This is a genomic window from Streptomyces sp. NBC_01775 (assembly GCF_035917675.1).
In the GTDB taxonomy this organism is placed as follows: Bacteria; Actinomycetota; Actinomycetes; order Streptomycetales; family Streptomycetaceae; genus Streptomyces.
Genome location: NZ_CP109104.1, coordinates 3,373,558 through 3,398,643, shown reverse-complemented (window position 1 = coordinate 3,398,643; position 25,086 = coordinate 3,373,558). Strand labels below are relative to the sequence as shown.

The 25,086-nt window shown below is 71.3% G+C and carries 19 protein-coding genes; 7 read left to right on the top strand and 12 right to left on the bottom strand.

Going from position 1 to position 25,086, the window contains the following annotated elements:
• Positions 1–38: 38 nt before the first annotated feature.
• From OHB04_RS15105 to OHB04_RS15055, 11 genes are all read right to left on the bottom strand, one after another.
• Entirely contained in the window at positions 39–1,598 is a 1,560-nt protein-coding gene (locus OHB04_RS15105; RefSeq protein WP_326688203.1) for a glycosyl hydrolase, read from the bottom strand.
• Between the two features lie 353 nt (positions 1,599–1,951).
• Positions 1,952–3,847, bottom strand: a complete 1,896-nt coding sequence (locus OHB04_RS15100) for a serine/threonine-protein kinase (protein ID WP_326688202.1) — start codon at positions 3,845–3,847, stop codon at positions 1,952–1,954.
• Positions 3,848–4,043: 196 nt separating this feature from the next.
• The gene (locus OHB04_RS15095; protein WP_326688201.1) at positions 4,044–4,748 is read right to left on the bottom strand and encodes a hypothetical protein; all 705 of its coding nucleotides are present in this window, start codon (positions 4,746–4,748) and stop codon (positions 4,044–4,046) included.
• A 258-nt stretch (positions 4,749–5,006) separates the two neighbouring features.
• Entirely contained in the window at positions 5,007–6,059 is a 1,053-nt protein-coding gene (locus OHB04_RS15090; protein ID WP_326807612.1) for a D-alanine--D-alanine ligase family protein, read from the bottom strand.
• A complete protein-coding gene (gene alr, locus OHB04_RS15085; protein ID WP_326688199.1) occupies positions 6,052–7,317 on the bottom strand; it encodes an alanine racemase in 1,266 nt (421 codons plus the stop codon). Before alr ends, OHB04_RS15090 begins: the two co-directional genes overlap by 8 nt.
• A gap of 1,032 nt (positions 7,318–8,349) precedes the next feature.
• A complete protein-coding gene (locus OHB04_RS15080) occupies positions 8,350–9,840 on the bottom strand; it encodes a TerD family protein (RefSeq protein WP_326807611.1) in 1,491 nt (496 codons plus the stop codon).
• 254 nt (positions 9,841–10,094) lie between these two features.
• A complete protein-coding gene (locus OHB04_RS15075) occupies positions 10,095–10,766 on the bottom strand; it encodes a chitinase (protein ID WP_326688197.1) in 672 nt (223 codons plus the stop codon).
• A 273-nt stretch (positions 10,767–11,039) separates the two neighbouring features.
• Positions 11,040–11,429, bottom strand: a complete 390-nt coding sequence (locus OHB04_RS15070; protein ID WP_326692751.1) for a DUF4913 domain-containing protein — start codon at positions 11,427–11,429, stop codon at positions 11,040–11,042.
• Between the two features lie 271 nt (positions 11,430–11,700).
• Positions 11,701–12,639: an aldehyde dehydrogenase family protein gene (locus OHB04_RS15065; protein WP_326807610.1), complete on the bottom strand. Its 939-nt coding sequence runs from the start codon at positions 12,637–12,639 to the stop codon at positions 11,701–11,703.
• The gene (locus tag OHB04_RS15060; RefSeq protein WP_326807609.1) at positions 12,549–13,646 is read right to left on the bottom strand and encodes a hypothetical protein; all 1,098 of its coding nucleotides are present in this window, start codon (positions 13,644–13,646) and stop codon (positions 12,549–12,551) included. Before OHB04_RS15060 ends, OHB04_RS15065 begins: the two co-directional genes overlap by 91 nt.
• Before the next feature lie 151 nt (positions 13,647–13,797).
• Positions 13,798–14,307, bottom strand: coding sequence for a VOC family protein (locus OHB04_RS15055; RefSeq protein WP_326807608.1), 510 nt, complete (start codon positions 14,305–14,307; stop codon positions 13,798–13,800).
• Between the two features lie 612 nt (positions 14,308–14,919).
• On the opposite strand from OHB04_RS15055, the gene OHB04_RS15045 reads away from it, so the two are divergent.
• A complete protein-coding gene (locus OHB04_RS15045) occupies positions 14,920–15,696 on the top strand; it encodes an SDR family NAD(P)-dependent oxidoreductase (protein ID WP_326688192.1) in 777 nt (258 codons plus the stop codon).
• 56 nt (positions 15,697–15,752) lie between these two features.
• On the opposite strand, the gene OHB04_RS15040 is transcribed toward OHB04_RS15045, so the two are convergent.
• The gene (locus OHB04_RS15040) at positions 15,753–16,592 is read right to left on the bottom strand and encodes an alpha/beta fold hydrolase (RefSeq protein ID WP_326688191.1); all 840 of its coding nucleotides are present in this window, start codon (positions 16,590–16,592) and stop codon (positions 15,753–15,755) included.
• 204 nt (positions 16,593–16,796) lie between these two features.
• Here OHB04_RS15040 and OHB04_RS15035 point away from each other — a divergent pair, with 204 nt between their 5' ends.
• From OHB04_RS15035 to OHB04_RS15010, 6 genes are all read left to right on the top strand, one after another.
• A complete protein-coding gene (locus tag OHB04_RS15035) occupies positions 16,797–18,131 on the top strand; it encodes an MFS transporter (RefSeq protein WP_326807607.1) in 1,335 nt (444 codons plus the stop codon).
• A gap of 52 nt (positions 18,132–18,183) precedes the next feature.
• On the top strand, positions 18,184–18,807 hold the full coding sequence (locus OHB04_RS15030; RefSeq protein ID WP_326807606.1) for an ArsR/SmtB family transcription factor: 624 nt from the start codon (positions 18,184–18,186) through the stop codon (positions 18,805–18,807).
• Positions 18,808–19,049: 242 nt separating this feature from the next.
• On the top strand, positions 19,050–19,802 hold the full coding sequence (locus OHB04_RS15025) for a GntR family transcriptional regulator (RefSeq protein WP_326688188.1): 753 nt from the start codon (positions 19,050–19,052) through the stop codon (positions 19,800–19,802).
• A gap of 152 nt (positions 19,803–19,954) precedes the next feature.
• Positions 19,955–20,167, top strand: a complete 213-nt coding sequence (locus tag OHB04_RS15020; protein ID WP_326688187.1) for an SPOR domain-containing protein — start codon at positions 19,955–19,957, stop codon at positions 20,165–20,167.
• A 143-nt stretch (positions 20,168–20,310) separates the two neighbouring features.
• Positions 20,311–22,863 (top strand): SpoIIE family protein phosphatase, encoded by a 2,553-nt coding sequence (locus OHB04_RS15015; RefSeq protein WP_326688186.1) that lies wholly within the window; start codon positions 20,311–20,313, stop codon positions 22,861–22,863.
• Positions 22,864–23,132: 269 nt separating this feature from the next.
• Positions 23,133–25,073 (top strand): ATP-binding SpoIIE family protein phosphatase, encoded by a 1,941-nt coding sequence (locus OHB04_RS15010; RefSeq protein WP_326807605.1) that lies wholly within the window; start codon positions 23,133–23,135, stop codon positions 25,071–25,073.
• Positions 25,074–25,086 lie beyond the last annotated feature (13 nt).

The following is a 25,086-nucleotide window of genomic DNA, read 5'->3' as shown; positions in this document are numbered from 1 at the left end:
CGGCCTGGGGGCCGCTCAGCACAGGCAGATGCGGATGGTCAGCGAACGTCGCGGTAGATCTTCCCGCTCTCGTTCGCGTTGCTGCCGTTGTAGAGACCGGTCGGGCCGGTCTGGGTCGAGAGGGCGAACCACGCGTAGCGCTTTACGAAGTCCAGGCTGTTCAGCATCTTCGTCGAGGATTTGATGAAGGCGGTCTGCTCCTGCTCGTTCGGGTAGCGGGGAGTCTTCTTGGAGAAGTCGGTGAGGGCGTACTCGGTCAGCCAGACCGGCTTCTTGTACCGGTCGTGGATGCGCTTCAGATAGCTGGACAGCTGGTCGGTGGCGCCGGGGCCGAAGTCGGAGCCGTACCAGTGCACCGGGATGAAGTCGACGCGCAGGCCGCGCTTCTCGGCACCCTTCATGAAGCGGTCCAGCCAGCTGCCGGGCTTGTCCGCGTCGAAAGCGACCGCCGGGGCGCCCAGGTTCAGGCCGGTCTTCTCCAGCCGGGGCCACAGATCCAGAGCCTGCTCCGGCGGCATGTCGGCCTGCTGGGGCAAGTCGGGCTCGTTGAAGCCCAGGAGACTCTTGCCCTCCTTCGCGGCCTTGTTCAGCTCGTCGTCGGTGACCGAGTCGGGACCCCAGATCGTCGGGACGTACTCGACTCCCTCCGGCTTGGCGATCGGGCCGCTTGAGGAGGCCCAGTTGTGGTACCAGGAGGCGCCCGAGTTCTTCAGCGCCGGGGCGGCGCCGTCGACGGGGTTGAGCGCCACGCCCTTGCGGTGCGTGGGCGTGGGGTCATCGCCGTGGCCGGGCTCGTTGCCGTTGCCGGGCTTGTCGCCGTTGCCGGGGGGCGGGTTGGGGGCGGGCTTCTCGGCGTCGCCGGTGCCGTGGAAGGTGACGGTCAGGCCCTTGCACTTGCTGCACTGGCGTACGACCTGGTTGCCCTTCTCGGTGTCGTGCTTGGACCAGGAGTACGCCGTGGGGCACTGCTTTTTGAGCGCTTCGCTGTAGGCGGTCCTCGCGTCCCGGTTCGGGTTGACGCATACCTGCGGCTTGCCCGTCTTCTTGTCCTTGGTCAGGTTCTCGGACGGGCAGTGGGCCAGCAGGTCGGTGGGGCAGCCCACCGAGGCGCACTCCCCGCCGTTCTCGGGCGGGGTCACCCCGTCGGGGGTGATGGTGATCGGAGCCGAGACGGCGTTGACGTAGCTGACGTTGTACCAAGGTGCCATCTTGTCGGCCGTGTCGAAATTGAACTCGGCGAGGCTGGCGGGCTGTTCGCCGGTGGAGCAGCGGTCGGCGTACGGTCCGCAGTCGCCCACGGCACAGTGGAACGTGCTGCCCTCCTTCCCGGTGCAGCCCTCGCGGGCGAAGAACTTGCCGCGCCAGTGCTTGGCGCCCGAACGCTCGGGGACGGGGATCTTGGCGGACTGCCCTGGGTCCAGTGTCGGCAATCCGGTGAGCGGGGCCGAGCCGTCGGCGTTGACGGTGGCCCCGACCCAGATGCGGTTCGCCGTCTTGTTCCGCAGGGTGACGGTGTGCTCGGCGTCACCGGCGGACGCCGCCCCGGTGATGCGGTCCTGGCGGTTGTCGGAGGGCCCCTGGAACTCCGCCGAGGTCATGGCCGATACGCCGGCGACGATCAGCAGAAGAGCGAATAGAAGCGGTCGAAATGATCGAAGTGACTTAAGCGGTCTCACACCCACAGAACACGCCTCTCGGATAAGAATCGTCTGCGTACGCACGACGGATGCGCGCAGCGGACGGTTCACCGGCGGACGTCTGTTCTCGGCCGGGTTGACCAGAAACCGGTAGCTGTGGACCTGTTCGCCCCGGCAGCCCGTCGTGCCTCGTATCCGGGCGCGGGTGTACGGGGGCCGAATCCGGGCGCAGGTATACGCGGGCCGTGTCCGGGCGCAGGCCTACGAGGGCCGGGGCGCCGGAGATCGCGGTGGAGCGGGTGTGAACGCCCCGTTCAGGAGCGGGTGCTCCTCCTGGAGGCGGATCTCCGGGCGTGTACGGCGGCGACGATGCGGAAGGCGACGCTGCCGCCGACGGCCGCGCCGATGGCCGTGGCCAGGCCTATGCTGGTGGAGTCGCCGATGACGACGCCGATCCAGCCGTAGTAGCCGCAGACGGCGCCCATGCACGCGGTGAGCGCCGCCGAGACCGCGAGGGCGGCCACGACGCCGCACCCCTGTTCGCCGGGGTGGGACACGCCGCCCTTTTGGGACACGGCAATGGCGAGGGCCAAGGGTGCGAGCCCCAGCAGGGCGCCGGTCCAGCCGCCGGGGTCTCCGACGTCGCCGAGGCTGATCACGGCGACGTCCAGGCCGCCGCCGTCCCCGATCCAGCCGAGGACGAAGCCGCTCACGCACAGCGCCGCGAGAACGACACAGCTGGTCAGCGCGGAACGCAGCCCGGCAACGACCCATGCGACGACGCCGAACAGCCCACCGAGCCAGACACCGGTCACCGCGCCCACATAGCTGGCGTGGGTCAGCCCGGCGGGGATCGTGGGAGCGCCCATGTCGAGGAGCCGGTCGTGGAAGAACGGCTCGTTCATGGGGAGGAGGTCGCCGCTGTTGGCCTTGGTGGCGGCGATCACGCCCCCGAGTACGCCACAGAGTATGAAGGCGGTGTCGAGCGACCGTTTGAGGGCCTTGCGGGCCATCGGCCCGGAGGCTGCGGCCGTCAGGCGCGCTCGTAGGTTCGTGGCCGGCTCGTCGGGCGGCTGCGGGTCGACGGTCGCGGTGGTGGGCGGCGGTGCGTCCGGTTCGCGAGCGGTGGCGCGTCCGCGCGCCGCGCCCGGTGGTGCGCTCCGTACCGCGTCGGAGACCTCGCGGGTGAGGTCCCGTAGCCGGGCGAACGCCTGCCGGGCCCGCGCCGCGCCGCTCCCCGGCCGAGGCGGTACGACGACGGTGGGCCCCTCGGAATCGGGCGGGACGTTCCGCTCGTCCGCCGCCACGCGGAACCGGGTCACGTCGTCCTGCTGGGACGCGATCAGTTGGTGCACTTCGCGCGGCCATGGCCGCTCGGACGCGGTGCGCTCCCCGACCAGCTCCCGTGCCATGTTGCGGAGCTGGTCCGGTTTCGGCCGCTTGGCCGGGTCCTTGGCCAGGCACGACTGGACGAGCTCGCGCAGCCTCTCGGGGACCTCGCTGAGATCCGGCTCGCTGTGCACGACCTTGTACATCATCTGCGGGGCCGAGCCCCCGTCGAACGGGCCCTTCCGCACGCACGCCATGACCAGCACGGAGCCCAGCGAGAACACATCGCTGGCCGGGGTCAGTTCGCGGCCCTCGGGCTCCGCCTGCTCCGGCGACATGTAGGCGGGTGCGCCGACCACCCAGCCGGTGTGCGTCACCGAGGTGCCGTCGTCGCTGTCGGCGGCGCGCGCGATGCCGAAGTCGATGACCTTGGCGCGGTCCTCGGTCAGCAGCACATTGGAGGGCTTCAGATCGCGGTGCACCAGTCCGGCCCGGTGAATGTCGATCAGCGCCGAGGCCAGGTCGGCTGCCAGCCGGAGCACCGCTTCCTCCGGCATCGCGCCGACGGCGTCTATCGCCGCGTGCAACGAGGGTCCTGGCACGAACTCCGAGGCCAGCCACGGCACCGGGGCACCCACCCCGTCGTCGATCACGTCCGCCGTGTAGTCGCCCGACACCTTGCGGGAGGCGTTCACTTCGCGGTGAAAGCGCGTGCGGAAACCGTCGTCCTCCACGAACTGCGCGCGCACGCGCTTGAGTGCGACCAGCCGCCCGCCGGGCGTATCGCCCAGCAGGACCCGCCCCATCCCGCCGCTGCCGAGTTCGGCGAGCATCCGGTACGGCCCGACCCGGCGCGGGTCAGAGGTCTCCAGCGGTCGCATCACCACTCCCTTCCGGCTTCCGGCTGAGCGCAGAGACGATACCTGAACAGCCCTGGTTGGAGGGGGTGTTGGGATTGTGAAGGCACTGCGATGGCCAGCCCCACCGCGCTGATGGGCGGGAACAGGAGCCCGGTTCGTCATCGACGCCGCGACCGTCGGAGCCGACGGCTGAAGCCCGTCGCCCGGTCGAAGCGGCTCAGCGCTGCCGGTCGGGCACCAGGGTGGGCGGTGTCAGCGGCCGGTCCGAGGACTCGCCGAACTCGCCGGACCGGTAGGCGCGCTCCTGCGATGTGCTGGGGTAGCGGGTGCAGGGGCTGGTGCCGAGGCTGGAGACCTCCTTGAAGTCCGCCTCCCAGCTGATCGACAGCTGGTAGTCGTCCTTCCGGGCTATCACGCTGAAGTTCTGCTTGTTGATGGACTCGCTCCAGTCGACTTCCCAGCCCTTCTCCGCGAGATGGTCCTTCAGCCGGACGAAGGCCGCCCGCACTCCGGTGCCGTCTTTCCGGACGACGGTCCAGCCGTGGTTGACCCGGTAGACACCGTCAACGGGCTTGTCGTCCATCTGCTCCAGGCCATCGGCGGGGTAACACACGTCCGTCGAAGCGGAGTTGCTGTCATGGTGGTCGCGGGGATCTTCCGGGCCGGGCCGCGGCGTCAGCGCGGTGCCGAGGTCCAGTACGCGGAAAGCCTCCTGGTTGTCTGCCGCGATCCGCTTCAGCATCTCCGGCGGCGGCGCCTTGTCGTACGACTCCGGCCAGCCGTACATCAGATACCAGCCGCCCACGACCAGCAGCACCACCGGTGTCACCAAGAGCGCGGCGATCCAACGCCCCCTGCGGCCGGCAGCGGGGGTGGGCGTGGGGGCGGAGGTGGAGGTGTCGGTGGGCTCGGGTGCGCTCATGGACGCCACCGTAGGCAGCCTCCCGCCGGAGCGGATCCGTGCGGATACTCATCCGGTGCCCGTACGTCACCGGGTAGCCCTCACCGCCCGGTTCGGGGAGGCGGGGGCGGTTACGCGGGCGCGGCCGGCGTCGTGCAACGTCTGCTACGTCGTAGGCCGCGCCACCGCGAGGTCACGCCCGGCGCACCGCGCTGTCCGGCGGGTTCGGCGGCATTCGCCGACAACCCAGCGGGAGCAGGAGAACGTACGTTCCACCGATCACTTGGAGAGTGCTGCCTCGATCAGCACGTCCAGGAGCTCGGGGTAGTCCAGACCCGCGGCCTGCCAGATTTGCGGGAACTGGGAGGCCTGCGTAAGGCCGGGGAACGTGTTGACCTCATTCACCACCAGGGTGCCGTCTTCCTTCAGGAAGAAGTCAGCTCGCAGCAGCCCACGGCAATCGAGCGTCTTGAAAACGTTCAGCGCCAGCTCGCTCAGCCGTGTCGCGGTTCGCTCGTCCAGCTGCGCCGGGATATCGAACCGGGTGCTCGGGTCCCCGTACTTGGCGGAGTGGTCGAAGAAGCGCCGGTCGGCACCCACGGAAATCTCCAGCGCGGGTCCCGCTTTCGCCTGCCCGTCCGGGTATTGCAGCACTGCCACATCGATTTCCCGCCCGATCACTGCCTCTTCCACCAACACCTTGGTGTCGAGTTTCCGGGCCACGGCGATCGCGTCGGGCAGCTCCTCCCAGCGCTCGACACGGCTGACTCCCATGCTGGAGCCCGCTCTCGCCGGCTTGACGAACACCGGCAGGCCGAGCCGTTCGCGTTCCTCCGGTGACAGCGAGGTCCGGGATTCCTCAAGCACCACGGAATCGGCGACGGGAAGGCCGGTCGACGACAGCAGGCGCTTGGTGACGTCCTTGTCCATCGAGGCCGCGCTCGCCAGCACACCGTTGCCGACGTACGGAATGCCGGCCATCTCCAGGAGCCCTTGAAGGAGCCCGTCCTCGCCGTACGGTCCATGAAATACCGGGATCACTACGTCCGCCGAGCCCATGGCGTTCAGGGCGTCGGCGACGCTGCGCGCGACGGCGGTTCCGGACGAGGGAGTCAGCTTTATCAGATCCTGCGCCTCGAAGCGGCCGGCCGACTCACGGTCCGTCCCCACCGCCCATTCGCCGTCGGGTGTGATCCGCACGGGAATGACCTCGTACCGGGAGCGGTTCAGGTGGGTCGCCACCGATGCGGCCGAGGCCACGGACACGTCGTATTCGCTGCTGCGGCCACCGAACATCACGGCGACCGTTTTCTTCGCGCCGTACTCAGACACGGGCGACCCCCTCCTCGACGTCAGAATTTGCGTGGTGCGGCGACTCCGATGCCGCGTCGGCACCATCTGGCGGGTCCGGCAGATACCGGCGGGTTACGCGCCCGCCCACCCCGGTGAGCACTTCGTGCGGAATGGTTCCGGCCCACTCCGCCCACTCGGAAACGGTCGGCTCTCCCCGGTCGCCGGGGCCGAAGACCACCACTTCCTCCCCTACGTCCACGGCGGCGTCTCCGGTGTTGATCACGCATTGGTCCATGGCGATGCGCCCGACCACCGGACGACGCTCGCCGGCGACCCACATCTGGGCCTGTTCGGCGGCTGCCCGCGGGATTCCGTCGGCGAAGCCGAGGGGCATGAGCAAGAGCCCCGTCGGGCGCTCGGTGACATGCGTGTGTCCGTACGAGACACCTTCGCCGCCCTGCACCCTACGGGCCATGATCGCCCAGCCGCGCACCGTCATGGCCGGGCGCAGACCGAAGTGGCGCTCGCGCACCGGCTCCACCCCGTAGAGGCCGATACCCGCGCGAACCAGATTGAAATGGGTATTCGGCGCCCCGAGAATTGCCCCGGAATTGGCCAGATGCAGCAATTCGGGGCGGAGTCCCGCCGCGCGGGCACGGTCGACGGCGGCTTCGAAGCGGCTGACCTGGCCAGCGGTGGTCGGGTGTTCCGGCTCGTCCGCGTGCACAAGATGCGACCACAGGCCGACGACCTGTACAAGTCCGTCCCGCTCGTACTTCCGGGCCGCGTTGATCAGAGCGGGCCACTCATAGGGCGGCGCCCCGTTCCGGTTCAGCCCTGTGTCGATCTTCAGATGGATGCTTGCCCGCCGGCCTGCTCGTTCCGCGCCCGCTGCCACCCCGGCCAGGTGAGCGACCGAGGTGACCGAGAGGTCGATGTCGGCCAGCACCGCCGCGGTGAAATCCTCGGTCGGCAGGTGCATCCAGCTCAGGATGCGGGCGTCGATTCCGGCCCTGCGCAGCTGGAGAGCCTCTGTGGTGGAGGTGACTCCCAGCCACGTCGCGCCGTTGGCCAGCGCCGTACGAGCCACCGGCAGGACACCGTGTCCGAACCCGTCCGCCTTCACCACGGCCATCAACGCGGCCTCGCCCGCGTGCTTGGCCAGTACAGAAGTGTTGTGGGCGATCGCGCCGAGGTCGACGACCGCCTCCCCATACGTCGGCCCGCGACTACCCGGCTGCCCCGGCGGTGGCTCGTCGCCGGGACTCTGCGCCGTTTTCGTCGTGTCGAGTGCCATGGAGTTCCTTCGTAACATCGTGGTATTCGGTATGTGTCACCCTCCTTGGCATTCGGAGGGTTTTACGCCCTTGCACGCCCACACCGACCGGTCGCCTGACGGGATCGCCGTGCGGAAGCGACTGATATGTGGGGCCTGCATGTTAGATGCGGTACAGACCGTAAGGGTTCACACGTTCGGACTGCGGGCCCAGGGCTCGTGCGCGGCCCCGGACCCGTACTTCGGCTTCAGGTCCGTACGCCTCGGCCCGCAGCCGTGGACGTGGCGGCTTCCCGGTGTCGCGCGTGTACATGCGTTCACGCGCGCCACGCTTCGCGCGAGGGGCGGCAACCCGGTGAAGCGGCCGAGAACCGCTCCGGCGGATGCGGGACTACGTGCGAGGTCCGCTGGGACCGGTTGGCAGGAGGAAACGGCCGACAGCTCGCGAAGCACGCGGATCATAGGACGCCGGACGGGCTGCGGCGGTTTCCGGCCTCGTGCCGCGGGGCTTCCGACCGGGGCGCGGGACGGTGTCCGGGGCTGCGTCGCCGAGTGGTGCCGGGCCGCGAGGATCCCCGGGAGCCGGGGGTTCGCGGCCAAGGGCGAGCCGGCCCGCGCGACGGGATCGCGGCCCCAGGCCTCGCCTCTGCCCGTCGCCCGGGTGACCGGTGACCGCGCCCGCGGCGAGGAGTGGTGGATGCGCGGCGCCCGGGAGGACAGCCGGTGCCGGCCACGTTCTGGCCGTGCCGGGCTCCCGTTTGACGGTGGCCTGCCCACCCGCCGGCGGCGGGTCCTGGCCGTCCGCAGCGGAGAGCGAAAGGGGGGCATAAGAAACGATGACCCCAGCTTAGCTCCCCGTCACCGTGGCAGAGCGGGGCGACTGATGGATGCTGCCCGCACGGGCACCCGCACCCGTACCCGCACCCGTACCGGCGGTGACAGCGGCAGCGGCGACGCCAGGCCACCGCTACCGCTACTGCCACCGCCACCGTCGCTCTGTGCCACTACGACGCCGCACCGCGACGACGGGTCGTGAACCGTGGCCGTGGTGGGTCAGCCCTTACCGGCCGCGTGCCAGGTCATCCCCCAGCCGTACTCAAGATCCACCGCCTGCTGCTTCATGATGCCGGGCGGGCGCACGATGTACTTCGCCTCCCGGCGGACGACCAGCTCCCCGCCCACGTTCTCGATGAGCGCGATCGCAGCGACCTGCGAAGAGACGGTGCACTCGTCCAGGCTCATCTCGATCGGCGGACCGGCCGGCGGAGTCAGCGTGGCGACCCCGTTCAGGCCCGCGAAGCTCGATGCCCCGGCGTAGAGGACGACGAACACCAGGATGCGCTTGATCTCGGACTCGTGATCGAGGTTGATCACGAGGTTCTCACCGGCCGCGCTTGAGCCGGTCCGGTCGTCCTGGTCCAGCCGGATGTAGGGCGGCTGGTCGAACGAGCCGAACTTGTTCTCGATGGGGTGGACGATCCCCGTCGCCCCGTTCTGGAGCTCCCACAGGCAGGAGAGGTCCAGGTCGACGTCCTCCAGCCGGACGGCTCCCTTTCCCTTGTTCATCCAGCCACGCGGTGGCTTGCGGGCGCTCCACGAGAGATTGACCCGCATGGGTCCCGAGGTGGCGCCCTGCTTGGTCAGCGACACGGCGGGCGCTGCCTTCGTCAATGTGATCTTCGTCAGCCGCACGGGCGGGGCAGGCGCGGGGGCCGGTGCTGGGGCATAGGGAGGGGCAGGCGCGTAGGGAGGCGCGGGCGCCGGGGGAGGCGGCGGAGGCGCGGCATGCTGCGCCGGCGGGGGCGGCGGAGGCGCGGCCTGGGGAAACGCGGCTTGGGGAAACGCGGCCTGCTGCGTCGGCGCGGGCGCGGTCGGCGCGGGCGGCACAGGTGCGGGCGGCGCCGGTGCGGTCGGCGGAGGTGCGGTTTGCTGTGCCGGCAGGGGCGGCGGGGGTGCGGCCTGCTGCGTCGGTGCGGCTGGCGGAGGCGACGCCTGCTGTGCCGGCGGCGGGGGCGAGGCGGGCTCCTCGACGGCGATACCGAAGTCGGTGGCGAGTCCTGCCAGGCCGGAGGAGTAGCCCTGGCCCACTGCCCGGAACTTCCACGCGTCGTTCCGCCGGTACAGCTCCCCGAGTACGAACGCCGTCTCCGACGTGGCATCCGAGGCGTCGAACCGTGCCGTCTCGGCGCCGCTCTCCGCGTCCAGCACGCGCACGAACAGGCCGGGTACCTGACCGAACGTGCCGTCGGTGGAAGCCGCGACCACCACGGTCCCGATCTCCTGCTCCACCGCCGACAGCTCCACCGCTATCGTTTCGAGCGTGCCCGTGCCGTCCTGGCGCTTGCCCTCATGGCGTACCGCACCACTGCGATGCACAGGCTGGTTGTAGAACACGAAGTCGTCATCCGACCGCACCTTGCCGGCCGCCGTCAGCAACAACGCTGACGCGTCCACATCGGGCGCCCCCGGTCCTCCTTGCCAACCCAGTTCCACCCGGACCCTGTTGACCGATACCGGTGCGTTGGCACCCTTTTGCAGCGACATGTAAATCTCCCCCGTCGTGACCTTCCAGTCCCCGCAGCCTAGGTGTTCGGGCTCCCGCGCAGAACCTGCGGGTCCGGTCGGTGCGACGGCCGTCCGCCACGGCGATACGGCCCGTTCGCCACAGCTGTACGGCCCGTTCACCACAGCGGTACGGCCCGTTCGCCACAGTGATACAGCCCAGGTCGGGTGAGCCTGACCTGGGCTGTATCCGGTGTCCGTCGTTCGCGGGTGCCAGGGCCGCAGGGCCCGGCCGCTCAGCAGCTCAGGTTGTCGCCCGGGGGCACACCCAGTATCTGGGTGAATGCCTTGTACTTGTCGATCCGGCTCTGGACCTGCCCCGGGTTTCCGCCGTTGCACTCCAGGGAGCCGTTGATCGCGCGGATCGTCTCGCCGAAACCGGCGCCGTTGACCATGGCGTTGTGCGGGGTCATCGTGCCGGGGCCGGTCTGGGTGTTCCAGTACCAAAGAGCGGTTTTCCAGGAGACCGCGGGATCCCGTTCCACCTTGTACGGGTCGTTGAGCAGGTCGATGCCCAGCGCGTCGCCCGCCGCCTTGTAGTTGAAGTTCCAGCTGAGCTGGATGGGGCCGCGGCCGTAGTAGGCGGCCTGGCCGGCGGGGCAGCCGTACGGCTGGTTGGCGTCGCAGTAGTGGGGATAGTTGCTCTGGTCCTGCTCCACGATGTGGACCAGGCCGCCCGTTTCGTGGCTGGCGTTGGCCAGGAACGCGGCGGCTTCCTGCCGCTTGACGGTGTCACTGCCTGTGTTGGCGAAGGCGGGGAAGGCGTCCAGGGCCGCGGTGAGGCCGCCGTAGGTGTAGAAGGGATTCCGGTTCGGGAACATCTGGTTGAACTGGGCTTCGCTCACGACGAATTCCGCTGCCGAGCCCTTCGACGACTGGGCCGGGGCCGCTTGAGAAGTCGTGGGCATGACAAACCATAAGGCGCATCCGACCGTCAGGGCGGTCAGTAGCGCCGTAATGCGTCTCTTCAGCACTGGCGCACTCCTCGCTCGTAGGGGGCGAGGGAACTCAACCGCACTGGTCTGGACCAAGTCAAGATGCGGTGCGGCGAAAGTCTCGGGGGCTGCCTGGCCGGGCAGCGCCCCGCTTACCGCGAAGGATCACCGGTCACGGTCACAAGGCCGTGCGGCGGCGGCCCCCGGCCCGCGCGGATTGCGGGCGGCCGGGCGGCCGGGCGGCCTTCAGACGCCCATGTCAGCCTCCGGAGGCTGCGGAGGCGGAGGCGGCGGACCGATGGGGTCGATGGCGTCGACGGGCGGAACGTCCTTCGCCCGGTGGGCGCCGGGCTTGCAGCCGGCGAAGGGGCCCATCGGGTCCCGCAGAACGCCCATCACCGGTCCCAGGTAGTCGCGGTGCCAGTTGGCGGGACCGCACAATCCGGAGCCGGGACCGGTCAGCTCGGCCCAGGCGAGCCACAGTCCGTGGAACTGGGCGACCGCCTCGGGGTGGTCCCACCAGCGGGAGCACCAGGGCGCCGAGGAGGTGATCTCTCTGCCGTAGACCGGCAGCAGCACGTGATGCGCCCACAGAGTCAATTGCCGCAGGGTGTCCGTGTACGCGGGCCCATCCATGTAGAGGATGAAGTGCGGTGGGCTCGGGGCGTCCTCCTCGGGAGCCGAGCCTTCCGCCTGCGGGCGTTCCGCGTTCGCGCCCGGCTCTTCGACGGGAGCCGCGCCCGGCTCGGCGCCGAAGGTCTCGGCGGTCTCGGTGGACATGGCCGTCCTGCTTTCTCTCGGCGGCTTCGGCTTGGTCGTTCCATGACGACACGTGTCCGCACCCCATACGGTTCAAGGGGAGGGGGATGCCGGGTCTCACCGTTGCCGCGCGTTGGCCGTGCGAGCGCTACGCGTTGTGCACCAGGTGCTTGATCTCCTGGAACTCCGCCAGCGCACGCGGCCCGTTGAGCCGTCCCATGCCGCTCTGCTTGAAGCCGCCCTCCTCCATCTGGTCGCGGACGGCGGCCCAGGTGTTCGTCCATACCGTGCCCGCGTCGATCCGCCGCGCGACCCGCAGCGGCCTGTCGACATCCCGTGTCCACATGGACGCGGCGAGGCCGTACTCGGTGGCGTTGGCCCGCCGTACGGCGTCGTCCTCGTCGCCGAACACCTCGAAGGTCGCGACCGGCCCGAAGACTTCGCGCTGCACCAGCGGCGCGTCCACGTCCTCGATCTCGACCAGGGACGGCCGCAGAAAGGCGTCGGTCCCCTTCGGGTGCAGCAGGCCGCCGCGTACCAGGATCTTCCCGTACGCCTCCGACTCCGCGACGAGTCCGTCGATACGCAGCGCCTGCTCGCGGTCCACGACCGGCCCCATGTCGGTGTCCGGGCGGTCGCCGGGCCCGGGGCGCACCGCCTCCAGCGCGGCCACCATCCGGCGGCGCAGCTCGTCGGCAATGCCCGCGTGGGCGAGGACGCGGCTGCCCGCCATGCAGAACTGGCCGGAGAACGTGGTGACAGCGGCCGTCAGCACCGGTACGGCAGCCTCGAGGTCGGCGTCGTCGAACACGAGCATCGGCGTCTTGCCGTCCAGCTCCAGCGAGCAGGGCTTCAGCCGGCGTGCCGCCTCCGCCAGGACGGCCCGGCCCACGGTCGTGGAGCCGGTGTAGCTGACGACGTCGGTGCCGGGGTCGGAGACGAGCAGCGGCTCGTCGAGCTCGCGGTCGTGGCCGAGCCGTGGTCGTGGCCGAGCCCTCAGCCGGGGGTCAGTTCGGTGACGAGTCGGCTCAGGGACCGGTGGCGGTCGGAGCCTCGGTCGGTTTCGTCGGCCAGCAGGCGGTGGCACAGCAGGAGGCAGAGAGCGCGGCCTCTCTCGTAGCGTTCGTCGCTCCACTCGCGGAGGCGGTCCAGCGCGGCGCGGACCTCTTCGGCGTCGTCGGGGAAGGCGTGGAAGCCGACGTCGGCCAGGGCCGGGCGGGCGGACTTCTGGAAGTACGCCGCCTCCTCGAAGGGCTGGCGGATGCAGGACCCCTCCGAGACGCCGCTGTCCTCCATCATGGCCGCCACCAGGTCGAGCTCGTACGGTGCGGAGGCGAGCAGCTCGCCGGAGCGTACGCAGACCCAGGGCAGCAGGGCGTCGCTGCCCGAATCGACCGGATGGGCGGCCGACTGCCCATGGCGCAGCACTTCCGCGGCCCCGTCCAGATCCCCCTGCCTGATGAGGGAGTGGGCGAGCAGATGGCACGCGTAGCCGCGGTACAGCGGGGAGGAGGACTTCTGCCCGTCCGTCAGCAGGTCGTCCACCTCGGCGGGGTCCGCGCCGGTGCTCAGCAACAGGTTGGCGAGCAGCACCTGGGCGAGGTCGGTGCTCTCTTCCCCGGGCTGCGGCTCGGCCATCGCCTGCTCGTACCCGGCGCGGGCGGCCTCCCGGTCTCCGGTCAGCTGGGCGACGATCCCGCGCACCAAAGGGTGGCCGGCGGGCGGCACTTCGTGCTCCACCGTCCACGACAGGGCGTCGGCCAGGCCCTGTGACAGCAGCACCGCCGCCAGCGGGCCCAGCCACGGGTCCTCGCCCGCCGCGACCTGGCGCAGCAGCGGCAGTTCGGCCGGGTCGGCAGGGTCTCCGGCCAGCTCTATTCCCGCGAGCGCCGCGGCGGCTTCTCCGGAGGCCGAGGTGCGGCCCGCCTCGGCGAGCGGCCGGAGCACCGCCCGTGCGCCATCGGCGTCCCCCGCCCTGTAGAGCGCCACGCCGCGCGCCACTTCCTCCGGCATCACGCTGACGGGGTCGAGCGGCAGCGGACGGGGGAGCGGGCGGGCGGGTGCGGCTTGCGGCTCCGTGTCGTGCTCCGGCATTCCAATCCTCCGACGTGCTGGTGGACTTCAACGCGAACGGAGCCTGTCACGGAGGTCTGACATCCCCCTACGGAGGTCCACTGCGGGGGCCTCGGCGCGGGCGCTCAGCCGCCGGGTGGGTCGTGCTGGACACGGCAGAGGTGTGGCGTTTTCAGGGTCCTGCTTCGGGATCCGCTTCCGCTTCGGGATCCGCTTCCGCTTCGGGATCCGCCTCCGCTTCGGGATCCGCTTCCGGCACCGGGTCGCGGCCGAAGACCCAGGGGGCCAGGATCACCACCCAGCCGTCGGGGTCCTCGAAGGCGAGCGCTCCGTGCGCGGGCCAGTAGGGGTTGGCCGCCGGTACGGGGGCGTGGCCGTGGTCGGCGAGGCGGGCCGCGGCCTCGTCGCGCGCCGCCGGGCCCTCCAGATAGAGGACGAGCTGGTTCTCGGGGTGGGGCTCGGGGATGTGGGGCGGGTCGCCGTGCTGGGTGATCTCCATGTGGACGGGGGTGCCGGGCAGGCCGAGGACAACGCCGTCGTAGCCCGCGTGGTCGCGCCACTCGGCCAGGACGGGCAGGCCAAGGGCGTCGCGGTAGAAGACGGCGACTGCCTCAAGGCGTGCGGAGGGGCGCGCGAAGCGGACAGCCCCGGCGGACAGGTGAGCGGGCCAACTGTGCTGCATGGGGCCCACGGTGGCACGGAGGGCGCCGGGACTCCTCGGGCCGGAGACAGAGGCCGCACCCGCCCTTGGGACTAGGACGGGTCTGACAACGATGGCGGCCGGGGGCGGCAGGCCCGGGACGTGTCGCGGCTGCGCGCCTTCAGCGTCGCGGTCGGGCGCTTCGCGGCTCGTCGGGACTCCGGCAGTGCGCGACGGCATGAATGTTGTGGGGCCCGGAGACGGCCGCGGCGAAGGCGATTCCGGGCTCCTGCGCAAGTGCGCGGCCGACGCTCTTGACTGCCGTACGGAGCCACGCGGAGCCGCGCGGAGCCATTCGGAGCGAAAGGTTCGCCCGAGCGTGATGGCCCGGTGGTGCCGTCCCCGGCCGGGCGTCGATGCCAGATCCACACCGTCTGCCACGGCTGGGACCCCGGCGGCAGATCTCGCCAGGCGATACCGCACCGGAATCGATCACGTGGTGCGTGCCGCGGGGTTGGCCGCGTTCCTCGTGACCGGGTACCCGGAAGGGGCGCCCGCCGCGGACTGCATACCCTTGACCTGGGCCGACCGACCGGCCCAGGCCCCCGCACAACGCACACGCACAGCGACAACGCACATCCGAGGAGCAGTTCCATGGCCGCCGCCGTACCCCCCGCCGCGTCCCGCATCGCTGTCGTCACCGGAGCCAGCAGCGGCATCGGCGCCGCCACGGCGCGTCAGCTGGCGGCTGCCGGTTACCGGGTCGTGCTGACAGCCCGCCGGGAGGAGCGCATCGAGGCGCTCGCCCAGGAGATCAACGACGCGGGGCACCAGGCCAGGGCGTACCCGCTGGATGTGACGGACCGGGCCGCTGTCGAGGAGTTCGCCAGTGCCTTCCGCACCATCGGTGTCCTGGTCAACAACGCGGGCGGCGCGCTCGGAGCCGACACCGTCGCCGCTGGCGACCCGGCCGACTGGCGGCAGATGTACGAGACCAACGTGATCGGCACCCTCAACATCACCCAGGCGCTGCTGCCCGCGCTCACCGACAGCGGCGACGGGACGGTGGTGGTGCTCTCCTCCACCGCGGGCCACGGTACCTACGAGGGCGGGGGCGGCTACGTGGCGGCGAAGCACGCCGAGCACGTGCTCGCCGAGACCCTCCGGCTGGAGATCGTCGGCACCCCGGTGCGGGTGATCGAGGTGGCGCCCGGCATGGTCAAGACGGATGAGTTCGCCCTCACCCGCTTCCGCGGCGACGAGGAGAAGGCCGGGAAGGTGTACGAGGGGGTGGCCGAGCCGCTGACCGCCGACGATGTCGCGGAGACCGTCACCTGGGCCGTCACCCGGCCCCCTCACGTCAACATCGACCTGCTGGTGGTCCGCCCCCGCGCCCAGGCGTCCAACACGAAGGTGCACCGGGAGGGCTGACGCGCCGGCCCCGCGCCCGACGCGGACGGCCCCCCGCCCGACGCGGACAGCCCCGCTCAGCCTTCTGTCGGGAAACCCGCCGTCAGATGGGCCAGCAGCCGTGCGGGTGCGTCCTCCTGGAGGAGGTGGCCCGCGCCCTCGACCCAGGACAGCTCCGCGTGCGGAACCCTGGTGTGCAGCCACTCCGCGTACGGCGGCGGCAGGATGCGGTCCTCGCGGCCCCAGACGATACGCATCGGCAGCGTCAGCCCGCCCAGCAGAGGCTCGTACTCCTCCGTGTCCGCCTGCCGGATCTGGCTGTACTGCCGGTAGTACGCCGCCTGTCCCTCGGCGCCGCGCCAGGGCGCGAGGTACGCGTCGAGGACGTCGGGCCGCAGGCCGACGTGAGTGGCGTGCCGCAGGTGGCTGGTGACCAGCGCCTCGTGGGCGTAGCCGGGGAGTTGGTGGAAGACATCGGGGTGTTCCAGCATGAGCTGGAAGAGGCCCCGTTCCCACGCGCCCCCGCTCACGGCGTCGAAGAGGGTGAGGTCGCGGTAGCGGGCGCCTTCCAGCAGCAGGGCCCGCAGCACGACGGCCCCGCCGATGTCGTGGGCGACGACGCTTGGCTCCCTCAGCCCCCAGTGCTCCAGCAGGCGGGCGAAGGTGCGGCCGTGGGCGGCCAGGCTGAGGTCCTGGCCGGCCCGCTGTTCGGACTGTCCGAAACCGAGGTGGTCGAGGACGAAGACCTGCCGGGTGCGGGCGAGCGCGGGTGCGATGTCGCGCCACAGGAACGACGAGTACGGGGTGCCGTGCACGAGCACGACGGGGTCCCCGCTGCCGAAGGTGGCCCAGCGCAGGGTCCCGTCCGGCGTCTCGAACGTCTCGTCCAGTACCCAGCCCGCCGGTGTCCGGTCCATGCTCGCCTCCTGTTCGCGTGTGCCACCGCCCCGGGCGGTGGCAGCCGCCGCGTGACGATCTCCGACGCACGCTACCGGCATATCCGCTTGTCATGTCACCCACGGAGGCGGTCTGCGTCTCCCAAAGGGTCTCCCGATGGATCCTCAAAGGATCCCCCAAAGAACTGTTTGACGGTCGGGGGCTCCGTGCCGCACACTCACCGTGTGGCCGATACCGGATCCGACTCCGACTCCGACCGCGCCCCGCTGCGCGGCTCCCTCCGAGGCACCCTGAGACATCGAGGTTTCCGCGGGCTCGCGCTCGGACGGGCGATGACGTTCTTCGGGAACTCGATGGCTCCCGTCGTACTGGCCTTCGCGGTGCTCGACATGGGCGGCTCGGCCGTCGACGTGGGCCTAGTCGTCGGTGCCCGCTCGGTGAGCAACGTGGTCCTGCTGCTGTTCGGCGGGCTGCTCGCCGACCGGCTGCCCCGTGCGGTCGTGCTCCAGGGGGCCGCGCTGGCCGCGGCGCTCGTCCAGGCCGGGGTGGGCCTGGCGGTGCTCACCGACCGGGCGCCGATGGGCGGCCTGGTGGTACTCAGCGTGGTGCAGGGCGCGGCGGCGGCCGTCTCCATCCCGGCCTCGGCCGCGCTGATCCCGCTGACCGTGCCGCCGGGCGAGCTGCGGCCCGCCAACGCGCTGTCCCGTATGGGTGTGAACACCGGCATGATCGCGGGGACGTCGCTCGGCGGGCTGCTGGCGGCCCTCGCCGGGCCCGGCTGGGGCATGGTCCTCAACGGGGCCGCCTTCCTCGGCGCGGCCTTCGCCTACCGCCTGGCGGGCCGCGAACCGGTCGCGGGCGCACGGAAGTCCGCCGGGCCCGCGCACCCGTGGCGCGACCTGCGCGACGGCTGGCGGGAGTTCGTCTCCCGCACATGGGTGTGGGTGGTGGTGCTCCAGTTCTTCGTCGTGAACGCGGTGGCCGCCGGCGGCCTCCAGGTGCTGGGCCCGACGGTCGCCGACGACACGTTCGGGCGGACGGCCTGGGGCTTCGTACTGGCCACCCAGATGGCGGGCGCGCTGGCCGGCGGGCTGCTGGTGGCCCGCTCGCGGGCTCGGCACGCGCTGCGCATCGGCGTCGCCGTCGTCGCGCTGGACGCGCTGCCGCTGGTCGCGCTCGCGCAGTCGGCGGACGTGGTGGTGCTGCTGGTGGCGATGTTCGTCAACGGCATCGCCATCGAACAGTTCGGCGTCGCCTGGGACCTCTCGCTCCAGGAGAACGTCCCACAGGACAAGCTCGCCCGCGTCTACTCCTACGACGCGCTCGGCTCCTTTCTCGCCCTGCCGCTGGGCGAGATGCTGGCGGGCCCGCTGGCCGAGCGGTTCGGCACACGGACGACGCTGCTGTGCGGGACGGCGCTGGTCGCCGTGGTGACAGTGGCCGCGCTGGGCAGCCGCCAGGTCCGCGAGCTGACGACCACGAGCGTGCCCACGCCGAAGGCCGGATCGCCGGAGCCGGACTCCAGTCCCGGGCCCGAGTCCCAGCCGGAACGAGCCTGAGCGCTGCGGGGCCGGGGCACCTCGGCGCCCTCACCTGCGGCACACTGGCCCCGTGTCAGAGTCCCAGCCCTCTTCCGGCGTCGCCGGCCTGCGCGTGCTGGCGCATCCGCTGCGGCTGCGGCTGCTCTCCTTGCTGACCGGCAAGGCGTACAGCGCGGCCGAGGCGGCCCGCGTCCTGGGTCAGTCGCAGGCCAACGTCAGCTACCACCTGCGCAGACTGCACGCGGCCGGGCTGGTCGATGCGGCGGGCGAGGTGCCGGTGCGCGGCGGTACGGCCAAGCGCTACCGCCACGACCCCGACAGCGGGGAGCGGGTGGGCCAGGGCATGCCCCAGGGAGCCGGCGTCGAGGCGTATCTCGCGCTGGCGACGGCGCTCGGCGAGGAGCTGCGGCGGCGTACGGCCCAGCGGGACACGGCCGACGCGGGCCGGATGACCGACGCGGAGGTCTGGCTGGAGCCCGCCGTCTGGGAGGACATCAAGGACCGCGCCGACAAGCTCGGCGAGGACCTGCACGCCCACGCGCTCCCGCCCGGCACCGAGGGGGCCGTACGGGTCAGCGCCACCATGGTGCTGTTCACGATGGCCCCCGACGGCGATCCCCGGGCCCCCAGGACCGACCGGGCCCCCGGAACCGATCCGGCCCCCGGAACCCCCGGAGCTCCCGGAGTGGAGTGACGGCCGCGGGCAGTGCGGCTCAAGGCGTGCGCCCCGCGCAGGACCGTTTCGCCGGAGGGGAATGTGGCCCCGCCGTGATGCTTGTGCGCCCCCTGAGCAGCAACTCATCACATCGGGTGAAACTTTGGCCGATTGTTGCGGCCAACAACCCTGTGTTGCCAAGCTGTTGCTGACTGTCAACCTGTCGAGCGTGCCGGAACGTAGAAGTGCCGGGACCGAGTGCCGGAACGGGGAGGGCACACGTGCCATTCGGTGAGCAGCCCGCATATCTGCGAGTCGCCGGAGACCTGCGCAAGAAGATCAGTGACGGCTCCTTGCCGCCGCACGCGCGTCTCCCTTCGCAGGCCCGCATCCGGGAGGAGTACGGCGTCTCGGACACCGTCGCGCTGGAGGCCCGCAAGGTGCTGATGGCCGAGGGGCTGGTCGAGGGCCGCTCGGGTTCGGGGACGTACGTCCGCGAGGTCCCGCTGCCCCGCCGTATCGCCCGGACGGGATACCGCTCGATCGGTGAGTGCACCCCCTTCCGTCAGGAGCAGTCCGACGAGCGGGTCCAGGGCAGCTGGGAGTCGCAGAGCGAGCAGGAGGACGCCTCACCCGGCATCGCCGAGCGGCTGGCCATCGAGCCGGGCGAGCGCGTGATGCGCACCCGCTATGTGTTCCGCGTGGAGGGCGACCCGGCGATGCTCTCCACCTCCTGGGAGCCCCTGACGGTGACGGGCCGCACGCCCGTGATGCTCCCCGAGGAGGGCCCGCTGGGCGGCAGGGGAGTGGTGGAGCGGATGGCGGCGATCGACCTGGTGGTGGACAACGTCACCGAGGAGGTCGGCAGCCGGCCGGGCCGCGCCGAGGAGATGAACGCCCTGGGCGGGGTGCCGGGGCACGCCGTGCTGGTGGTCTCGCGCACCTACTTCGCGGGCAAACGCGCCGTGGAGACGGCGGATGTGGTGGCGCCGGCCGACCGCTTCCGGATCGCGTACCACCTTCCGGTGAAGTAGACCCTCACCGGCTGAACTGCCCGCCCTCACCGTCTGGCGAAGTCGGGCGCCCCGGTCCTCCCCGAGGGCCGGGGCGAACGTGTGGCCGAAAAATCTGTCTCATTGTGTCAAGCTGAATGCGCTGAGTGAGGGTCGGGCGTAAGGTCCGGCATATGCGAAGTGTGAGCGGCGACAGCGACGCGGTGCTGCCCTGGCAGCTCATACGCCAGGACGGCCACGGCAACCGTTATCGCGTCGGCAGCTACGCCACCCGCGCCGAGGCCCAGCATCTCGCGGAGCGGCTGGGCGGCCGGCGCAACGGGGTCGCGGACGGCTATGTGGTGGAGCACCGCGACCGCGCGAGCGAGGGCAGCTACGGAGCGTAGCCTCGCCGTTCCGGGTGAGCCCTGCCGCATCCGGCGGCGCCGGGCGGGACCTGATCGCGCGTTGTATCGGATTTATGGATAATTGGTCCATCTTGACCGGAGATTCCGTTCAAGCCTGCTGTCCGATCAGGGGTGTGGGCCGCGTGAGCACCGAACCCGCCGAGAAGCCGACCACGCTCCTCGACACCCTCCGCGTCGGAATCGTCATGCTCGACGGCCAGGGGGATGTCCTGCTGTGGAGCCCGATGACCGAGGAGATCCTCGGCTGGTCGGCAGAGGAGATCATCGGCCGGCCGATCCAGGAGATCATCGAGGGCGGGGACGCCGACCGCCGGATCCGCAACACGCTCGGGCGCACCCACCGCTGGCGGGGCATCATGCACCTGAGACACCGCGACGGGCGCCTGGTCGAGTTCGAGGGCCGGGCCGCCCTGCTGCGGGACACCGAGCACCACCCGTTCGTGCTCGCGAACATCGTGGAGACCAGCCGGGTGCGGGCCGTCGAGCACGACCTGGCCGCGCTGGACGGCCTGTTCGCCGCTTCGCCGCTGGGCATCGCCCTGTTCGACACCGAGAAGCGTTTCGTGCGCTTCAACCAGGCACTGATCACGCTCAATCAGGCTCCCAACGACATGCTCGTCGGCCACACCGTCGCCGACCTGTTGCCTCCCGCCATGGCCGAGGAGGTCCTCCAGGTCCAGCAGACGGTCCTGGACACCGGGCGCCCCGTCGTCGACATGGTGATGCCGGCCCCCGACGGCCACGGCTCGCGCTCCGTCTCCTACAGCAGGCTCACCGACCGCAACGGTGAGGTGCTCGGGGTGAGCTGCACGATCATGGACATCACTGAGCGGCTGGAGGCGGTCAACAACGTCGAGGCGGCCCGCGAGCGGCTGGCGCTGCTGGACAACGTCGGGGTGGCGCTCGGAGACCGGCTGGATGTGGGCGCTGTCTCCCAGGCGCTGGCCTCCGCGCTCGTGCCCCGCTTCGCCGACTACTCCGGCGTGCTGCTGCGCGGCGAGGTCTCCAGCGGCGGCGACCTGCCCAGCCCCGTCATCTCCGTCGGCACACCCGTCTACCAGCACGGCGTGGCCGCCCGTCATGACGACGAGAGCGTCGAGCGGCTGCTCCAGCTCACCGACGAGACCGTCTACGAGCGTGACTCCTTCATCGGCCGCGCCCTGGACACCGGCGAGCCCCAGCTCGTCACCGGCCGCGACGACATCCTGCGGGCGACCCGCAACGGCGACCCCAAGGTGACGGCCACCCTCGACCTGGGCGTCCACTCGCTGATGGCCGTGCCGCTGCGGGCGCGCGGCATCGTGCTGGGGCTGCTCGTCATCTCCAGGGCCGACGCGCGCGAGCCCTTCGACCACGACGACCTCGTGCTCGCCATGGAGCTGGCCGACCGCGCCGGTACCTCCCTGGACAACGCCCGCCTCTACGCGCGCGAGCGCCAGGGAGCGCTGATGCTCCAGCGCTCCCTGCTGCCTCAGCACGTCCCCGAGCCTCCCGGTGTCGCGCTGGCCTACCGCTATGTGCCCGGCAGCAGCGGTACGGAGGTGGGCGGCGACTGGTTCGACGTCATCCCGCTGCCCGGCGGCCGGGTCGCGTTCGTGGTGGGTGACGTGATGGGCCACGGGCTGCACGCCGCCGTCACCATGGGGCGGCTGCGCACGGCCGTGCGGACCCTCGCCGGGCTCGACCTGCCGCCCGACGAGCTGCTGGCCCGCGTCAGCGACATCAGTGACGACCTCGCGCACGGGCCCGAGGACCCGGTGATGGCCAGTTGCCTGTACGCCGTATATGAGCCGGCGCCCACCTCGGCCGGGAGCCGGTGCGGGCTGCTGACCATGGCGTCCGCCGGACATGTGCCGCCGCTGCTGGTCACCAGGGAGGACGGGCGCTGCCGGGCCGACGCGCTCGACCTGCCGTCCGGGACCCCGCTGGGGATCGGCAGCGTCACCGGTCCCCAGGCCGGCGGCGGCTTCGAAGCGGTCGAGAGGGAGGTCCCCGAGGGGAGCGTGCTGGTCCTCTACACCGACGGGCTCGTGGAGAAGCGGGAGGAGGACATCACCGTCGGGATCGACCGGGTCCGTGCCCTGCTGGCCGATGATCCCGTGCTCCCCGACGAGCAGGCCCCCGCCACCCCCGTCACCACCGACACCGCCTGCGGCGACATCGAGGAAGCCTGCGACGCGCTGCTCGGCTCGCTGCGCAGGGAGGGCGGCCACGCCGGTCAGCTCAGTACCGGCGACGACGTCGCGGTGCTGATGGCGCGGCTGGGCGGGCTGCCCGGCGACACCGCCGCTTCCTGGTCGTTCTCCACCGGCAGTTATGCCGTGCGCCGCGCGCGGGAGGCCGTGCGGGAGACGCTGCGGGAGTGGGACCTCATGGCGCTGGAGGACACCGGAGTACTGCTGGTGAGTGAACTGGTCACCAACGTGCTGCGGTATGCGAGCGGCCCCATCGGTGTCCGGATGGTACGGGACGCGCGGCCCGACGAGGTGGGGCGCGAGGGAGTGCTGATCGTGGAGGTGTCCGACCCGCTTTCCGAGCCGCCACGGGAGCGCACCGTCACCGAGGAGCAGGAAGGCGGCAGAGGAATCCAGCTCGTTGCGAGTGAAGCGCGCCGTTGGGGTACTCGTCACGGTCCTGAAGGCAAGACCGTGTGGTTCGAACTGGGATTGCCCTGAGCAGACATAAAGGGGAGGAGCGGGGTGGCGTGGGGAGGCGCGGATCGGGTGTGCGGACGGTCTGGGACGTCCGCGCACTACTGAGGTTCGACACCGCGTTCGCTGGTTAGGAGAGAGGGGTGACCCCCCGTGGACGACGGGGGAACGCGCATATTGCCTCGTCGTGACAAGAGAACTTGTGGCGATCGGGACGAGCGGGCTCCGGATGGTCGCTGGGGCTGCCACACTGCTCGGACCGGAGGCGAGTACCGGCAGTGGAAGGGGCGGCGTTGAGCGAAATCCCAGTGGAGGCGGCCGGGAAGCAGGACGACGTACGTCGTGCTCTAGCCCTGCTGAACGCCGCGGGCGCCCGGATCGGCAACTCCCTGGACCTGGAGACCACGGCCCGCGAGCTGCTGGACGTGGCGGTGCCCCAGTTCTGCGACCTGGCGTCGGTCGACCTCTACGAGAACGTTCTGGCCGGCGACGAGCCCCGCCCTGTCGGCCCGGCCCCCGACGACGAGCCCGCCGGGAGCGGGGCCGCCGCGAACGGGGCCGTCGGCACCGCCGCGCACAACGGCGTACTGCCCAGGCGCCGCCGCGGGCCCGTCGGCTCGCCCCGCGGCGAGGTGCGCAGAGTGGCCTTCGCCAGCGCCGTCTCCGACGCGCCCTACGGCTACGGGCTCGCCGACGACGAGAACCGCCCCGAGGGCGCCGGCGCCCCGCAGCCGTACCTCGGGCAGCCCGCCGAGGTCGGCTCCACCCACTGCTACGCCGACCACTCCCCGTACGCGCTGGCGCTGCGCACCGGACGGGTGCAGAACATCCAGGGCCAGGATGGCAGCGTGCCCGCGCAGTTCGGCGCCGTCGTGCAGTCGACGCTCGCCGTCCCCATGGTGGCCAGGGACCGGGTGCTGGGCCTGGCGCAGTTCTCCCGCGCCAAGGGCAGCGAGCCCTTCGGCGAGCGGGACGGGGCGCTGGCCGCCGAGTTGGCAGCGCGCGCCGCCGTCTGCATCGACAACGCCCGCCTCTACCGCAGGGAGCACGAGCGCGCCCTCATCCTCCAGCGCAGCCTGCTGCCGCCGGGCGACCCGGAGGCGGCGGGCCTGGACATCGCCTGCCGCTATCTGCCGGGCAACCCGGCCACCGAGGTCGGCGGCGACTGGTTCGACGTGATCGAGCTGCCCGGCCACCGCACCGCCATCGTCGTCGGCGACGTGATGGGCCGCGGTCTGCGCTCCGCCGTCGCGATGGGCGAGCTGCGCACCGCCGTGCGCACCCTGGCCCTCACCGACATGGAGCCCGCCGAGGTGCTGGGCGCGCTGGACGAGATCGCCCGCGGCCTGGGCGACGCCCCCAACAAGCGGCACAGCCGGCGCGCACAGCGCGGCGCCGACACCGACCTGTCCGAGGTCTACCTCGCCACCTGCATCTACGCCGTCTACGACCCGGTCTCCCGGCGCTGTACGTTCGCCAACGCCGGGCACCTGCCGCCGATACTCGTCGAGCCCGACGAGCCCGCGCTGCTGCTGGAGGTCCCCAAGGGGGTGCCCCTGGGGGTGGGCGGCGAGCCCTTCGAGGAGATCGAGGTCGAACTGCCCGACGGCGCCATGCTCGCGCTCTACACCGATGGTCTGGTCGAGTCCCGCGACCACCCGCTGGACGAGGGCCTGGACCGTTTCCGCTCGGCGCTGACGGACGCGGCCGAGCCCTTGGAGGACACCGCGGACCGGGTGCTGCGCACGCTGAACGTGCACCACGGCGAGGACGACATCGCGCTGTTGGTCGCCCGCGTCGAGGGCCTGGACGAGGGGAACGTCGGCGACTGGACGCTGCCGCCCGAGCCCCGCTCCGTCGCGCGCGCCCGTGAGCTGGCCCGCGAGCAGCTCGCGGCCTGGCAGTTGGGCGCGCTCGGTGACACCGCCGAGTTGCTGGTCAGCGAGCTGGTCACCAACGCGCTGCGCTACGGCGAGGGCAACATCCGGCTGCGCCTGATGCTGGATCGGACCCTCGTGTGCGAGGTGTGGGACGCGGGCCAGGTCCAGCCGCGCAGACGCCGCGCCCATGACACCGACGAGGGAGGGCGGGGGCTCCAGCTCGTCGACCTGCTCAGCAGCGGCTGGGGCAGCAGGCGCACGCCCACCGGGAAGGCCGTCTGGTTCCAGATGCCCCGCCCCGAGGAGGGCGCCGTCACACCCGACCCGACCGAGGCGCTGCTGAGCCTGTTCTGAGCGGGTCCTGGGG